We start from the raw sequence: 15870 nt of genomic DNA, 5'->3' as shown, positions 1-15870 counted from the left end.
TGTGGGTTAAATAGCAGGGGAAATGTATGAATAATACCTCTAGCTACTTCATTTAGAGGTATTATAAAAAATATATAGGCTTGTTAAGCAAGATGTTTAACACGTTGTAATGATTAATAATTATTAAATTAATAGTTATCAAAAAAGTACTGCACCTGTTTTTGCGCTTTTTCGCTAGAAATCTGATACCGCTGTTGAATTAAAGCCGCGAGCTTATGATGATGACCATTAATTTTTAAGAGTTCATTTTCAGTGAGTAAACCCCAAGCAAATTTTGCAGTAGCCACTTGATCCTTCCAGCTTTTTTTGTGTTTCAGTGGTGTATGACTAACATGCGTTTGTGGTTGATGTAGCTTCATTGTTATCTTCCCTTAATAATAGCAATTAGCTTGATGTTTAAATCGTGCTAAAGAGCTACTTTTTGTTTGTAAGAGTTTAACAATAAGCACTGCGATATTTATTGTCAGTGCGCTAACGTACGTTGTTTAATTTATGGCCGTACTTTGTGGTTGATAATGGTTTTGTTGCATAAAATCTTCTAAAAACCATGCAGCAAATTCATGTCGGCCTTCTACATCGGCTTTGCTGTAAATGTCGGACGCTTGTTGGCGAACGGTTTTTTCTTTTGTGTTTCTTAGTGCGCTTATTTCTTTAAAGCTTAAGCCTTTAAGTAATAACATCGCGACTTCTTGCTCACTGCGAGTCAATGTCCATTGTGAAAATTGGGTTTGAATAACACCACTGTATTCATGACGCGCATCCATCATTGCCTGTGATATGTTTTTAAGTTCTTTTTTTGAATGCACTAATTCTTGTTTCAGCGCATTAATATTGGCAGTACGCGCACGAATATCGCTAATTAAGTAAATAGCACAGGCTGCAGAAATGACAACGATTAAGCCCTCAGAAAAAATATGCCACTGCGGCACGCCTAAATGTATATCCGTTAGTACATCAAAAAAGTTTAGCACCATTATTATTAACAAGGTGGCTGCTATTAACTTGTCTCTCATTAAAACCTCTATTATCAATGCTTTATAAATACAATGGACAAATGTACCATAGCGTAATTTTCGCTATTTTTGGGTACGTTAAGGCGTTTGCCTGATGATTTAACCGTCTAAAAAAGTCATGGTTGATTCTATAAAATTAATCAAATGTGAACAAACTAAATGCTGTTAAATTTTACAAAAAAAATGCGTCATTTTTTGCGTATTCAATATACGTTATTTTTCTTCTTTACTGTGACTTTATTAACATTTAATCCTGTGTTTGCTTCGCAAAATTTAGCACCTGTAGGGCTTTCTTCACTCAGTGGTTTTGATGTTGAATTTGCGCCGATTCAAAAAACAGAGTTTATTAACGGGCAAAGTTTAATTGGTGAAGTCAATTTCAAACCCGGGGTCAATTATACGGTGCTGTTTGCGTTTGATGTACAGCAGGTTCGTTACTTATACCCTAACGGCAGTATGGTGGAAAAAGGCGCCACTATCGCAAGCGTTGAGGGCAGTGATGTACACCATTTTTTAGATGCCTATCAATCAGCAAAAGATATGCTCGCTATTGCTAAAAGCCATTACGACATAAACCAACAACACTTAAAAAACAAAATAATAAGAAGTTCTGAATGGGTTGAAATCACAAAAAGCTATTTTGAAGCCAAGCTAAATTTTGAACATATGCAACATCAAATGGCATTTTTAAACATTGATGATAATGAAAACGTGACCTTAGTGAGTCCAAAAACGGGCATTTTAAAACTCACTAATGAGTCGGGAAACCGTGTGATGGGTGACACCGCGTTTGATATTATCGATGCAAGTAGTATTCGCGTTAAGATTAAAGTCCCTCTTAGTTTTACCAACACGTTAGCGCATTTCAAGCTGTCAAAGAGTTGCAGCTTAAATATTGAGAGCTATGACAGTATTGCAGATAAATACCATCAAATTGTGTGGGCGTTGCCAAGCTCAAATGAGTGCCAGCTGACACTGGGGCAAACTATCAAAGTCACACCGGTAAATAAATTAACGGGCTTTAAAATAGCAAAGTCAGCGGTGTTTGAATTTGAAGATGTTAATTACATTGCTTTAAAGTCTGGCGATAACCTTGAGTTACTGCCGATTGAGCTCAAAGGTACACAAGGAAAAGACTATGTATTTACTGCTAATAAAAACCTAGATGATCAGCAGGTACTAATAAGCTCGGTAAGTGCGCTACAAGGTATGTTGCTTCACTTAGGGAGAGAGTAAATGTTAAACCAGCTTATTAAGTTTTCACTTACTCAGCGTTTGTTTGTTAGTATTTTTGTTATTGTTGCTATGGCCATTGGTGCTAAATCTTGGTTAAGTATTCCAGTGGATGCTTTTCCAGAAATATCGCCCACCCAAGTTAAAATAGTTTACAAATTACCCGGCATGAACGCCCTTGAAATAGAATCGCAAGTAACACGGGTGATTGAAACCGAATTACTGGGTATTCCGTCACAGCAAATGCTGCGCTCTACCACTAAGTATTCTATTACCGATATTACTATTGACTTTGAAGAGGGCACCGACATTTATTGGGCCCGTCAGCAAGTTAATGAGCGTTTATTAAATATTTTGCCCACCTTGCCCAGTAATATTAGTGGCGGCATGGCGCCAATGAGCACGCCTTTGAGCGAGGTGTTCATGTTTACTATAGAAAGTACTCACTTATCGTTGATTGAAAAAAGAGAGCTTTTAGATTGGCAAATTCGTCCATTACTGCGCACTGTAACCGGCGTTGCAGATGTAAATAGCCTTGGCGGCTTTTCAAAAACCTATGAAATACTTCCCAATACTTTATTGATGCAACAGCATCAAGTCAGCTTTGATGAAATGAAGTTGGCAATCACGCAAACGAATCAAAACGGTGGCATAGGGCGCTTAGAAAAAGGCAACGACACCTTAATTCTGCGCACTGAGGGCAAATACACCGATATAACCGCCATTGAAAATACCGTGATTAAGTCCACTCAAAATAAGGTTATTCGGTTAAGTGATATTGCCACAGTACACGTTGGCAGTTTAACCCGTTATGGCGCAGTCACTAAAAACAGTGAAGAGGCGGTACAAGGGCTTATAATTGCGCTTAAAAATAGTAATACAGCGCAAGTTGTTGCAGATGTAAAAGATAAACTTCGCACCATTGAAGCTTCATTACCGCAAGGCTCAAAAATTAATGTGTTTTACGACCGCTCTAACTTAATAAATACCGCAATTAGCACCATTACCAGCGCACTAGGCCAAGCAATTATTCTAGTAATAGTGTTACTTGCCTTGTTTTTAGGTGATATTCGCTCTTCATTGGTGGTGTCTTTGTCTTTACCTATGTCGGCATTGCTGACGTTTATAATGATGAAGCAGTTTGATTTATCGGCTAATTTAATGAGTTTAGGCGGCTTAGTGATTGCCATTGGTATGCTGGTGGACTCATCGGTAGTTATTGTTGAAAACATAGTGAATCGGCTGGCTAACAATCAGCACCTCCCTCGGCTGCATGTTATTTATCGCGCATGTAAAGAGGTCGCGGCGCCAGTGTTCTCAGGCACAATTATTATAATTATCGTGTTTTCACCGCTATTAATGTTAACAGGGTTAGAAGGCAAGTTATTTACCCCAGTGGCGCTCACTATCGTGTTTGCCATGCTAAGTGCGCTGTTGTTGTCGTTAACGGTTATTCCAATTTTAGCCTCATTGTTATTAAAAAATGAACCCGTAACCCAGCCTAAAATGGTCACGCTATTACAAGGTTTTTATACTAAAACACTTGCCCAAGCAATTAAAAAGCCGGTGGCTATTAGTGTTATATCGGTCGCTGTTTTAGTGCTCAGTGGGGTGTTATTTCAGGGGCTTGGTAAAAGCTTTATGCCCGTTTTAGATGAAGGCGACATTATTGTGCAACTGGAAAAATCGCCGAGTATTTCCTTGCAAGCCTCGCTGGATATCGATAAACAAATTGAAGCCACACTGCTAAAAAACATCCCAGAAATCGTACAAATTGTTGCCCGTACCGGCTCCGATGAACTCGGGCTTGATCCTATGGGGTTAAACGAAACCGATGTGTTTATGGAATTAGCGCCAAAAGATACGTGGCGTTTTGACTCCAAAGCGCGGCTAATCGAGGATATTCGACAAACACTTACGCAATTTCCAGGGGTAAATATTGGCTTTACTCAGCCAATACAAATGCGGGTATCAGAAATGCTCACCGGTGGCACCGGTGATATTTCGATTAAAGTATTCGGTAATGACATTGCGACACTTGCCTCATTAGCTGAAAAAATAACGGCACTTGCCACTAATATTGACGGCGCAAGTGATGTGCAAATGGCGCTTATCGAAGGGGGTAAATATGTAAATATTAAACTTATTCCTGAGGTTGCTAGTCAGTTTGGTTTAACCACCGAAGGATTAAGCGATTATTTAAAGTCGCAATTAGAAGGCTTACAGGTATCGGCACTGCAAGAAGGAAACCGCGTGATCCCAATTGTGTTTAATGCACAAAAAGGCGAAAGTGCAGCACACTTTGAGTTATCGTCAATGAGCGCATTAAAGCAAAAGCTAATTTTAATGCCCGACAACAGCCTACTACCACTTGAAGAGGTGGCTAATATTAGTTTTAAAACGGGGCCATTGTTAATAGAGCGAGAAAAAGCAAAGCGCTTTGCTTCTGTAAGCGTTAATGTGGATAACCGCGATGTGGTTAGTTATGTGAATGAACTGGAAGCTAAAATTAATAGCAGCATAAAATTACCCAGTGGTTTTACCTTGTCGTTTGGTGGCGAATTTGAAAGCCAGCAACGTGCAACACAAAACTTGCTGGTGCTTATTCCGGTGGCATTAATACTGATTTTCATTATTTTATTTACCACGTTTAAATCCTTATCTAAATCAACGCTGATAATTGCTAATATTCCGTTTGCATTAATGGGGGGAGTGATTGCCCTATTCATTAGTAATGAATACCTCTCGGTGCCTGCATCGGTTGGTTTTGTTGCTTTACTTGGCGTAGCGGTACTCAATGGTATTGTGATGATCAGCTACTTTGAGCAAATGAAAATGTTTTCTGCCAATGTAACGCAGCGCATTTTAGATGGGGCAAGCAGACGCCTTCGCCCAGTGTTAATGACAGCCACAACCGCAATGTTTGGTTTACTGCCACTGGTATTTGCCACCGGCCCCGGCGCTGAGATTCAAAAGCCATTGGCGATTGTGGTTATTGGCGGGTTAATTACCTCAACAATTACAACACTTTATTTATTACCTATCTTTTATGGTTGGTTGGAGAAAAAACATGGCTGAACAGTTACTTTTTACCCTAAATGTACCCACAAACATAAAAGATGACGTGGTTGATATATTAATTGGCATAGACTGCATTACCGGCTTTAACTTAAAAAACATTGAAGGCTATAGCAAAGAGCACAGTGAATTTGACATTGCCGAGCAAGTAGAAGGGCATCGCAGCTTTTATCAGTTTGAGGTGCATATATTATTACCTGAACTTGCCATAGTAAAAACGGCGTTAAGCCCTGTTTGTAAGTACACGCCGTTAAAATATTGGGTTACGCCTATAGTTGAAAGCGGGCATATTGTTTAGCTTTTTGTATTAGGTTTATTTTATAAGCTACTTCAATTGGATTGATATTTGAGCTTATTTAATTGATCTTAACAACTTATCAATGTTTAATGAGGCGATATGTCTTAACTGATTTTTATTATGCACTTTCTCAATAAGTACTTCTTACTTAACGATCATCATACTGCCCATGATGAAGTCGCACACTGGCGGGTGAGTGCACTACGGATAATTTTAACTCTCGTTACTTTGCTCTGTTTTTTGGTCGTTTGTTATACATACACCCGCGCAATTGAATTTAACCTAATTTATATTGCAGTTATTACTATTAGTTTTTTCACCATTGCTTTTAGTCTTTTATTAGCAAGTAAGCGATTTTACACATTTAGTGCAAATGCACTTCTATTAACTATCGTTGCCGGTAGTTTATCAATGAATTTATTTTTAACTGACTTAGAGCTTGCCAAGGTGGGTTCTATGTTTATGTATTCATGTCCCATCATTGCTCTTATGCTACTCGGTTACAGAACGGCTTTGGCCTACGGTATTTTAAACATCATACCTTTTTACATGATTATTAATAATGTTGATTTATCCGGCTATTCAGGAATAGCAAGCCAATTACCAGAAGCTGACTTATATATTACAGGCCTGATATTTTTATTTTTTAATATTTGTATCCCACTTGCCACTGCGCGAACAATTGTTGCTGCCAAACGTTTAAACAAAACCATGTTAAATGCTAATAGCTTCCTTAAAGATAAAAACGAGCTTTATCGCACCTTATTTACTGAATCTAATAAAGCTAAAATTATTGTCGACGAAAATTTAGTAATTACAGATTTAAATCAACATGCTATTGAAATGTTTGGATTAAAAAACAGCTTGAAAGAAAAGGCTGTAAGAATTGATGGGTTATTCCCTGCACTTAATAGCAAAGAGTTAAATATAAAAAATCAAATCATAGAATATAAGAGTCGCTACTATAAGAGTAATTATCAGCAAATAGCAATGAGTACAAATTACCGAGTGTATGACTTTTATGATTGCACGCAAGAGCAGCTAATTAAACAAAACTTGTCTATGATGGAGCAAGAGAACAAACGTCTAAGGTTTAGAGACTCGCAAACGAAATTGCCTAATCGAGAGTGGTTTGAAATGCAATGCGATAGGTTAACGTCTAAATACCAAAAAGGGTTTTATATTGTCGTTACACAAAGCGCAAATAGTGAATATTTAAATTTAAAACTTAACAAAGCTGACTCGCAATCATTGCTAATTACTGCTTATAAGCGCTTAAAAGCAATGTCAGAGGGGCCTTTGCTTTGTGCGTATATAGAAGGTGGCAAACTTGGCTTTATTATTGGTTCAAGCTCAAGTGAACAGCAAAACAAGTTATTAATACAAATTAAAAGCACCTTAGATCAAGCTTATGATGTGTTTGGTACTAATTACCAACAATCATTTTTATTTGGTTTTGCTAAGTGTCCTGAGCATGGTGAAAATAGTGCGATTGTTCTTAGTAATGCGTGTGAGGCGCTCAAACTCGCAGACTATAACTCGCCATTTAATGGTTACAATCAAAAACAATCACAGGCCTTTATGGAAAAGTATGAAATTTCCATGTTACTTGATGAAGCTTTGCAACAAAATGATCTGTCAGTAAATTATCAACCTAAAGTGAATGCAAAAGGTGAATGTATAGGGCTTGAAGCATTAGCTCGTTGGCATAGCTCTGTACTTGGCAGTGTATCGCCCGCTGTATTTATTCCTATTGCAGAAGAGTATAGAATGATTAGCCGATTAACGGACTTAATTATTCAAAAAGTCTGCGCTCAAATTGCCCAATGGAGTAAAGTTGGTTTGCCACTTTTACCCGTAGCAATAAACATATCTTTACTCGATTTTAGCCAAGCTGATTTTATGTCAAAGTTGGTAAAATATTTGGCGGATTTTAATGTAAAACCGAATCAAATAGAATTAGAGCTTACTGAAACGTCACTTGAGGCTAACCAAGTTCACTCTCTAAAACTTATGCAAACTCTGCAAGATTGGGGGTTCACTATTACAGTGGATGATTTTGGTGTTGGATACTCGAATATTGCACGACTTGCTGATTATCCCATTGATAAACTTAAATTGGATCGCTCTTTAATAAGTAAGGTTACAAGCTCTACACGCCAAAAAAGCTTAGTTAAAGCCGTGCATGTGATGTGTGATGAACTTAATATTAAGTGTGTAGCCGAGGGAGTAGAAACCGAAGAACAGGTCCTAATAATGTCCGAAATGGGATGTAAAGAGTTTCAAGGCTATTACTTTTCTAAACCTATGAGTGCTCAGGTTTATGCTGAATATATAAATCAAAATGGTCTGCTTTTTACGACAAAAAACTTAGCTACGGCGAAAAGTAGCTGAATTTAACAACTAGGTTCTAGTGACCTTGTTGGATTGATATTTGTTTAAACTAGGGCAATAAACTCTTTGGTGTTAAATGCTGCTGAAATATCTCAGCAGCATTTTAGCTGTACTAGCTTATTCAAACACTCCTTTTATAACTGCATGGGTGTTTTGTACCATTAATGTGCCGTTAGCCCATACATACTCAGGGGTTAGGGTCTCTTTATCGAGAAGGACAACATCCGCGTCGCTCGCTGCTTTAAGACGGCCTTTATCAACTCCTAAAATATCGGCAGGATTACTGGTTATGCTCATTAAAGCGTGCTCAATAGGGACGTTATATTCTTTTACTGCTTGCTGAAACGAGGTTAATAAAGATGCCTCTTTGCCCACCTCAAGCCCTAATAAATTAAAGTCTTTATCAAAAATAGGTAAACTGGCATGGCCATCTGAGCTCATAGTGAGTTGATTTGGTGCTACGCCTTGTTCTAAGCAGTAGGCAAGGGCATGGGCTGCTGCATATTCACCATGGGCTAAATCATAGTCGGTTGTGCTGGTGGTAAAGTCGATAGTACCGCCCTGATCACAAAAGTGAATACCGGCATCAAGAAGTGCTTTATTGCGGTTCATATGCGTAGGGTAAAACTGTTTAAGCTTAATATCACTTTGCTCAGCCACCTGATGTAAAATAGTTAAATGGCTATCAACAGGGCCAACATGAATACTCACAGTGCCTTTTTTACCACTGAGCATACCGGCTACTTTGGCCTCTGCTGCCAATTCTGCTAATTGCTGTACCGTAGGTTGGCTACTACGATGATCAGAAATCGCCACTTCGCCAACACCTATAAACTCCTCTATATACATGATGTCGTCAGTAATTGAGTGGGTGAGTGTTTTCGCGGGTAAATGATACGAACCGGTATGGCAAAATACATTCAGCCCTTGCTCTTTAAGGCCTTTTGCTTTGGCAACCAAATTGGTCAGCGTACGTGAGCTTGAATCGGTACCCAGTGCGGCCACCACCGTGGTGGTGCCCGATAAGGTTGCATCGGTTAGGTTCATTTCAGGGGTGCGGCTGGCAAATCCAGCCTCGCCACCGCCACCGGTAATATGCACTAACGAATCAACAAACCCTGGAGCAACCAGCTTATTTTTACCGGCAATCCGTTTGACGAGTACACTGCTGTCGAGGGTTATATTTTCGTCAATAGCAATGATTTTACCACCGCCAATTAAAACATCTTGTGTGCCTAGGAAGGTGGGTGCATAAACGGTTGCACCTTGAATTAAAGTTAACATAACAAATTCTTTTTATTGATAATTAATAAAGTAAGCAAGAAATATAAAGCCGCTTGCTAATACAAAAAGTGCTAGGGCAAAGCGCCAAATAAACGCAGCCCATTCTCCCCAATCTAATTTCACGACCCCTAAACAACCAATTAAACTAGCTGAGGTGGGAATTAAAATGTTGGTTAATCCATCGCCTAATTGAAAGGCCAATACCACAATTTGCCTTGATACATTGAGCAAATCGCCAAGTGGAGACATCAGTGGCATAGTGATGGCAGCTTGCCCTGAACCCGATGAAACAAAAAAGTTAAATACACTTTGAAACACCAGCATTCCCCAAGCCGCAATGTAATCTGGCACACTGGCTATGCTGCTTGCACAGTAATAAAGCAGGGTGTTAAGGGTTGAGGGAGTGGTTAAATCACTACCCCCTAATAGCAATACAATGCCCTTAGCCAGTGCGACCAATAACGCCGCTGGCAATAATTCTTGTGCACCGTGTTTAAACGCATCCGCGCACTCATTCGCGGTTAGCTTTTTAAACACGATGGCAATTATTGCACTGATAAGGCCAATGCAAAAAAACTGTGCAGCAAGCTCAGGAATATAATATTGGCGCGCCATCACCCCCCATACAACCCAAGCTATGCCCAATACAAACACTAATAATGTGAGTGCATCGGCTAGGCTAAGTTTAATTGTTGGTTGATCACCCGTTTTTTGGGGTTGTGTTTTTATCCGTTTTGCATAGCGCATAGTAAACACAAGGCCTACAAGGGTAAAACAAGCCCATGCTAACATACGAAAGCCCGCACCTGAAAACACTGGGATTTCAGCTATCGATTGCGCTATAGCAATGCTAAAAGGGTTCATCCATGAGGTGGCAAAGCCTATTTGCGTGGCCACATAAGTTGTAAGTACAGTGACTTTAGCGTCGTAGCCAAGTTGTTGCATAATAGGAAGCAGCACAATACAAAAGGCAATAGCCTCTTCGCCCATACCAAATACCGCGCCGCCTAACGAAAATAGTAAAAACAGTAAGGGAATAAACAGCCATTCAACCCGCTGGGTCTTATTAATAAGTGCCATAATACCGTTATTAATCGCACCGGTTTTCATAATAATGCCAAAGGCACCGCCAGTGATTAAAATAAACGCCATTACGCCAATCGCTGCACCATATTTATCACCCGACACGAGGCCTTCAAACAATACATTAGCTAAACCAATCTCGCCACCTTGTGCAAAAACAGGTGGTGATTGTTGGTCGTTAACGGCTTGATATTGTGAAAGCTGCACAGTATGGCTGTCAGGCTCTGCATTAAATACCCCTGGGGTAATAAATACCGTGGCCATATAGGCAATCACTGCCACGCAAAGCAAAATGATGCTTGCATCGGGCATAGAAAATTGTTTTTGTTTCATAATTTCACTTTAATAAAAGGTCATTGTGTTGATGCGTAAATAAACGCTTAAACGTACTTTAGCACTTAATAGGCAGTGTCACTGTAGCCATGACCTGTAATAAAAGGAATGCCGCAAAGCGTTTGCTTTGCGGCTAAGCGGTTAAAAACGGTAGCTAATACTTAATTTGTAATTAGCACCTAGGGCATTATGGTTGATTGAATCAAAGCCACGGCTTGAACCATAAAGTGTGGGTGGCTCTTTATCAAAAATATTATTGATGCGCGCGCGCAAAGTCAGCGATTTATTAACATAGTAACCCGCTGATAAATCCCAAACGAGCCAGTCATCAACCTGATGCTCACCTTTTGAGTCTAATACGCCAAGTGAATCTAGCTCATCAATTTCACGGCTACGCAGGCCTTCTATATCATCTTCGTAGCTGCTGGTGTAGTTTGCACCTAAGTTAAGGTAGTAACTTTGCGCTTCCCAATCTATTGACATACGCGCAATATTTTCAGGATAACGATAAGTTCCCACCAGCTTCTCTAACGAGTCAGACCCCGGTTTATTACGTTCAAACTCAAGGTAATGAGTGCCATCAAAGGCAAAGGTTAAATCGCCGCTTGGTAATACAAACCTATGGTCAAACTTAAAGTCTATGCCAGCTAATGTTTGTGTACCAGTGTTTTCAAGTGGGATTGCATGATCGCGAAACAGCGGTAAAAATAGCTCGTCATCACGTGGGTTAAATTCACCTATATAATTGCTTAAAATCTCAGTTAAATTAGCGCCGTCTTGCTCTATGTTTAAACCACTGTTGTCGGTGACATCACATAATGCTTCATCGTACGATATGCCTTGCTCGCCCGGTGGAACAATGCCACAGTGACGAAGTGATGCATCGGTTATGGCGCGATCTAACACAGCGGTCATGTTGGTATCGATTACTTCTTCATGATCAAACTGCCAATAATCAATGGTTAAATTAGTATTAGCCGAGGGACTCCATGCAAAACCAACACTAATAGCCTCAGATTCTTCTGCATTTAGATTTGGGTTACCTAACTCTAACGAATTAACACTCACTTGGGTGCCATCACCCATACAGTATAAATCGGCTACAGCTTGGTTTGCACCACAGTCAAAAGTAGATTGTGTGGTTCTTAATTTAACGCCAGCCTGTGTTAATGATGGTGCTCTAAACGAGGTTGACCATGAACCACGCACAACTAACGAATCAGTTGGGCGATAGCTCAAACCTATTTTAGGATTAAAGGTGCCACCAAAATCATCGTAATGATCGTATCGACCTGCTGCTTGCAGCTCTATTTGCTCTGTGAGTGAAATACTTAATTCAGCAAACGCTGCATATTGAGTGCGATCGGCTTCTGATAAACTAGAGCCAAAGCCAAATACATCAACAAGATAGTCTTTATCTGCTTGAGCTTGTGAATCAAGCGAAGGAATGTCGCTTAGCTCTTCACGGCGTGCTTCTACCCCAAATGAGGCATAGGCAGGTAGGTCGTTAAAGGTAAATAGCTCACCATTAAAATTAGCATCCCAGCCGTAAACTGTACTTTCTCCGCTGCGTGTTGGGCGAGCTTGCGCTGTTGCCAAAACGGCATCATTAGCGGCGTCGCCTTGAAGGAAAGGGTTGTAAAAAGGCAGCAGTTCTCCCGATGCACAGTTTAAGTCACTACCGTCAAAACTTGCCAGCGTACCGTCTGAACATAGCTCGCCGGTGATAGCGCCATGGAACTGGTAACGATTATAAACTCCTGCAATCGCTTCTTGCTCTGAACGTGAGCGAGAAAATGTTACCCCAGATTCCCAACCCCAATCACCAATTTCACCACTTAGACTGCTTACCAAGCGAAAGTTTTTCGTTTCTACTTCCACCGTTCTTGGGGCATTAAAGCGCGCATCAAATGCAAAACCATACACTTCTCGACCACTTTGGGTATCAAATGGGTCAATGTAGAGTTGATCTAATAAATCATTACTACCATCGGCATTATCGTAAATAAATAAGGCGTCTTCTAAAACATACGGGCCATCGTCGTCATTAATTTGGTTAATAGGTGAGGGCGATGAGTACGCTTTTGCCTTGGTCTGACTGTAAAAAAAGTCAGTATGCCATTGCATACCACCAAGCTCACTATTAAACATAAAGCCGGTTGAAAGGCTTTCAAATGGCGTTTCTAGGTAATCATCTTGATTAGGGTAGTAAGCACAAATTTGTTCATCAAATTCAGTAGTAACTAATTCGGTTTTGCAGTTTGGTGATGGAAGTTCGTTACCATCTCGGCTGCTAAAATAATAAATATTAGGTGAGTTCTCCAGCTTAGGTAAATAGGAGTAACCATTCACTAAAGAGGGAGAGGCCGTGTAATTACGATCGGTCGCTTTAAAAGCGTTACGGTCATATATATCAGCAAATACCGTTAAGTTACTTTCGCCTATTTTTGTACCATAAACTAAGTTTAATTGTTTTTTACTTTCGTCATGCTGATCAAAGCTATCGGCAAACGAAGTATTGATTTCAGCGCCTTCAAAATCATCTTTTAAAATATAGTTAATAACACCTGCTACCGCATCGGCACCATAGACGGCTGATGCACCTGTGGCTAAAATATCAATGCGCTCAATGGCGGCTAGTGGAATAGAGTTTACATCTACAAAGTTTTCAGTACCTGCAGCAAATGAGCTAGGCGCAACTCGGCGGCCATTTATTAATGTCAGCGTTGCTGATGGCCCCATGCCTCTTAAGCTCGCAGCTGATTGACCCGCTGGTGTTGAGGTAGACGTACCGCCACTTTCAGAGGTTGAAAATGTGCCGCTTCCGCCCTTAAAAACAGATAAATCTTTGAGTAATTCATGAATGGTATTAGCGCCAGAGCGTTTGATTGCATCTTGGTCTAGTACGGTTAATGGGATAGTTCCTTCAAGATCAACGCCTTTTAAGCGAGATCCTGTTACTTCTACTCGTTCAATGTTGGTGTCGGTGTTGGTTTCTTGTGCATGTGCAAAAGTGATCGGGTTCAGTAATGCGCTTACTGTGGCCGCAATTGTTAGTTGACGAAACATCTTAAATACCTTTTGTCTTTTTAAGCGCACAAAAACATACAAACAGATCTGTGGCTTTTAATTGTTATATTTTTAGACAGGGCAGTGGTGAAATGACACGCTAAGCCCCTCACTGTGAAAAAGTGAGGTGGTGGGCTACTCGTCAAACCACTCCGAAAGGTAGTGTGGTGAGTAGAAATATGTTGTAAGCAAACGTGCTTTTTTAAACATAATTCTCATTCCAAAAGGTTTTTGACAAAGCCAGCAAAGGGGTGCTAGCTTACTCGCGTTTTAAAGTTCCTTTTTTTTATAGCAAGTGAGAGACGCTCTCGCAAGTTATTTCTTATAATTTTTTACATGAGTATAACATAATGGAACGAATATATTTACCAAACAAACGGTTAGCTAAATCGCGCATAATAACGGCTGTTTTTTCGTTTTTTATTGCTTTTTCGCTGCAGTTAAGCGCAAAAGAATCTGAAAAAACGTTAGTATTAGTCGGCGGTGCACTCACAACGTGTGCTAGTTTAAGCCCTAAAAATTGTGAAAAAAACACACAAATTCCGGGTAAAATACATAATGTATTTGCGCTCTCCCACGCTAAAATTAGTCAAATAAAGCAACAATGGCCAAGTAAAAATACGCAAGCTAAAAACAAAACTATTAAAAATTTAGCAACAATGCAGGCTAAATCATCACCCACATTGTCAAAAAAAGAGCTGTTATGGTTATGGCGCGATATTGATAGTAAACAGCTCAATAGTTTAACGGATCAAGAATACAATTTTGTAATAGATATGCTTGAAGTAGCGCAGCTGCAGGGCGACAATACGCGACTAAAAGAGCAGGTCAATACCGCGCTTAATAGCGAATCCGCCGCGACAGATATTTTGCAATTTATATCGGGCAGTTTAAAAGTAAAAAGTACTAACCCGAGCATACTAGCGATTACCGCCTCAAGCAGAGACCCTTATGAATCTGCTGATTTTTACGAAGGATTACTTCGTTTTCCCAATGTAAATTCACAATGGCTTGCATTAACCCCTGCGCTTGCTAAAGCAATAACCACTAATAAATGTGATGATTTAAACACGCTTAGGCACTCTGAAATGGGGCTATATCAACGTGAACATATTTACCCTGATCGCACTCAAGCAGAATATTTGCTGTGTAAAAGTGGCACAGACGCTCTAGTGCAGCTAATCAAAAATAGTACCGGTGTTATGTTTAATGGCGGCGATCAAAGCTTAACGCGCAAGGTATTGTTTGATGAAAATAATCAGCCATATCCATGGACAAAAGCGTTACAGTCTCGCCCTGTTGTTGTAGGTACAAGTGCAGGCACCGCAGTGCAAAGTGGCGGGCAAGCGCACGGTGGTAATGTGGTTATGATCACTAATGGCACAAGTTTATCGGCATTGAAAGAAGGCGCGCAAGCCATTGATGCGCCCAGTGAGCGCTCAAACAGCGATAGTTTAACTTACAACCGCTTTGGGGGTTTAGGCACATTTAGTTACGGTGTACTCGATACACACTTTAGCGAGCGAAACCGTACATTAAGACTAGGCACTTTGCTCGACAGCCTTGGTGCAAATCAAGCTCAACCCGCATTTGGTTTTGGTGTAGACGAAACCACCGCCTTAGTGGTTATTAAATCTGAATCAGGAAATTTAATGACCGTAATTGGTAAAAATGGTGTGGTGATGGTTAAATCAACAGGGCAGGCTCAGGCTGAAACTAAAACCTACAGTTACTCGTACTGGCCTGCTGGCAGTGTGATTGATATTAAAAATAATGATTTTACCTTAAGTCAGCGCAGTATTAGCCAAGCATTGCCAGCAATTAAAATACCGCCTTTGCCGGTTCAGCGTTTCGGCAGTATTTTAACGGATGCCAAATTGCGCTCTTTAACGCAAGCCATGTGCTTGAGCCAAGAACAAACAGCTGTTGGTCAGCAAGATGCGTTTATTATTAGTCTATCAACTAAGCCTGAGTCGGCTTATCACCGTATTAGTGCTGAGCAGTATGGCTGTGCGGTGAGTAATTTAGAAATTTCAGTGAGTACCTTTTAATTTAATTAAACACGCTGCTTAGTTGATTTTAGAT

At 40.1% G+C, this 15870-nt stretch carries 10 protein-coding genes; 5 read left to right on the top strand and 5 right to left on the bottom strand.

The features are described from left to right. Window positions 1–128: 128 nt before the first annotated feature. Both ND6B_RS16670 and ND6B_RS16675 read right to left on the bottom strand, forming a co-directional pair. Complete coding sequence (locus ND6B_RS16670) at window positions 129–359, bottom strand: CsbD family protein (protein WP_235420432.1); 231 nt, start codon at window positions 357–359, stop codon at window positions 129–131. 126 nt (window positions 360–485) lie between these two features. Next, window positions 486–1013, bottom strand: coding sequence for a helix-turn-helix transcriptional regulator (locus tag ND6B_RS16675; RefSeq protein WP_033102658.1), 528 nt, complete (start codon window positions 1011–1013; stop codon window positions 486–488). 183 nt (window positions 1014–1196) lie between these two features. Here ND6B_RS16675 and ND6B_RS16680 point away from each other — a divergent pair, with 183 nt between their 5' ends. The 4 genes from ND6B_RS16680 (at window position 1197) to ND6B_RS19820 (ending at window position 8016) form a co-directional block, all read left to right on the top strand. Further along, entirely contained in the window at window positions 1197–2249 is a 1053-nt protein-coding gene (locus tag ND6B_RS16680) for a hypothetical protein (protein ID WP_235420431.1), read from the top strand. Continuing rightward, window positions 2250–5324 carry an efflux RND transporter permease subunit gene (locus ND6B_RS16685; RefSeq protein ID WP_033102656.1) on the top strand — a complete coding sequence of 1025 codons (3075 nt, stop codon included), beginning with the start codon at window positions 2250–2252 and terminating at the stop codon, window positions 5322–5324. After that, window positions 5317–5622: a DUF3240 family protein gene (locus ND6B_RS16690; protein WP_013464618.1), complete on the top strand. Its 306-nt coding sequence runs from the start codon at window positions 5317–5319 to the stop codon at window positions 5620–5622. The genes ND6B_RS16685 and ND6B_RS16690 overlap by 8 nt, the downstream gene beginning before the upstream one ends. A 120-nt stretch (window positions 5623–5742) precedes the next feature. Further along, window positions 5743–8016, top strand: a complete 2274-nt coding sequence (locus tag ND6B_RS19820; protein ID WP_081844634.1) for an EAL domain-containing protein — start codon at window positions 5743–5745, stop codon at window positions 8014–8016. 117 nt (window positions 8017–8133) lie between these two features. On the opposite strand, the gene iadA is transcribed toward ND6B_RS19820, so the two are convergent. From iadA to ND6B_RS16705, 3 genes are all read right to left on the bottom strand, one after another. After that, window positions 8134–9300, bottom strand: a complete 1167-nt coding sequence (iadA, locus tag ND6B_RS16695) for a beta-aspartyl-peptidase (protein ID WP_013464620.1) — start codon at window positions 9298–9300, stop codon at window positions 8134–8136. A 12-nt stretch (window positions 9301–9312) separates the two neighbouring features. Next, a complete protein-coding gene (gene yfcC / locus ND6B_RS16700) occupies window positions 9313–10716 on the bottom strand; it encodes a putative basic amino acid antiporter YfcC (RefSeq protein ID WP_033102655.1) in 1404 nt (467 codons plus the stop codon). A gap of 141 nt (window positions 10717–10857) precedes the next feature. After that, window positions 10858–13785 carry a TonB-dependent receptor domain-containing protein gene (locus ND6B_RS16705; protein ID WP_033102654.1) on the bottom strand — a complete coding sequence of 976 codons (2928 nt, stop codon included), beginning with the start codon at window positions 13783–13785 and terminating at the stop codon, window positions 10858–10860. A gap of 350 nt (window positions 13786–14135) precedes the next feature. Here ND6B_RS16705 and ND6B_RS16710 point away from each other — a divergent pair, with 350 nt between their 5' ends. Then, on the top strand, window positions 14136–15836 hold the full coding sequence (locus ND6B_RS16710; RefSeq protein ID WP_033102653.1) for a cyanophycinase: 1701 nt from the start codon (window positions 14136–14138) through the stop codon (window positions 15834–15836). Window positions 15837–15870: the final 34 nt, after the last annotated feature.

The organism is Pseudoalteromonas sp. ND6B, from assembly GCF_000764215.1.
Lineage (GTDB): Bacteria > Pseudomonadota > Gammaproteobacteria > Enterobacterales > Alteromonadaceae > Pseudoalteromonas > Pseudoalteromonas tetraodonis.
This window is presented reverse-complemented; position numbering and strand designations above follow the sequence as displayed.

Coding starts and splice junctions, on each gene's coding strand:
- ND6B_RS16690 (WP_013464618.1), top strand. CDS start 5,317: ATGGCTGAACAGTTACTTTTTACCCTAAATGTACCCACAAACATAAAA.
- ND6B_RS16680 (WP_235420431.1), top strand. CDS start 1,197: ATGCGTCATTTTTTGCGTATTCAATATACGTTATTTTTCTTCTTTACT.
- ND6B_RS16685 (WP_033102656.1), top strand. CDS start 2,250: ATGTTAAACCAGCTTATTAAGTTTTCACTTACTCAGCGTTTGTTTGTT.
- ND6B_RS16705 (WP_033102654.1), bottom strand. CDS start 13,785: ATGTTTCGTCAACTAACAATTGCGGCCACAGTAAGCGCATTACTGAAC.
- iadA (WP_013464620.1), bottom strand. CDS start 9,300: ATGTTAACTTTAATTCAAGGTGCAACCGTTTATGCACCCACCTTCCTA.
- ND6B_RS16710 (WP_033102653.1), top strand. CDS start 14,136: ATGGAACGAATATATTTACCAAACAAACGGTTAGCTAAATCGCGCATA.
- yfcC (WP_033102655.1), bottom strand. CDS start 10,716: ATGAAACAAAAACAATTTTCTATGCCCGATGCAAGCATCATTTTGCTT.
- ND6B_RS16670 (WP_235420432.1), bottom strand. CDS start 359: ATGAAGCTACATCAACCACAAACGCATGTTAGTCATACACCACTGAAA.
- ND6B_RS19820 (WP_081844634.1), top strand. CDS start 5,743: ATGCACTTTCTCAATAAGTACTTCTTACTTAACGATCATCATACTGCC.
- ND6B_RS16675 (WP_033102658.1), bottom strand. CDS start 1,013: ATGAGAGACAAGTTAATAGCAGCCACCTTGTTAATAATAATGGTGCTA.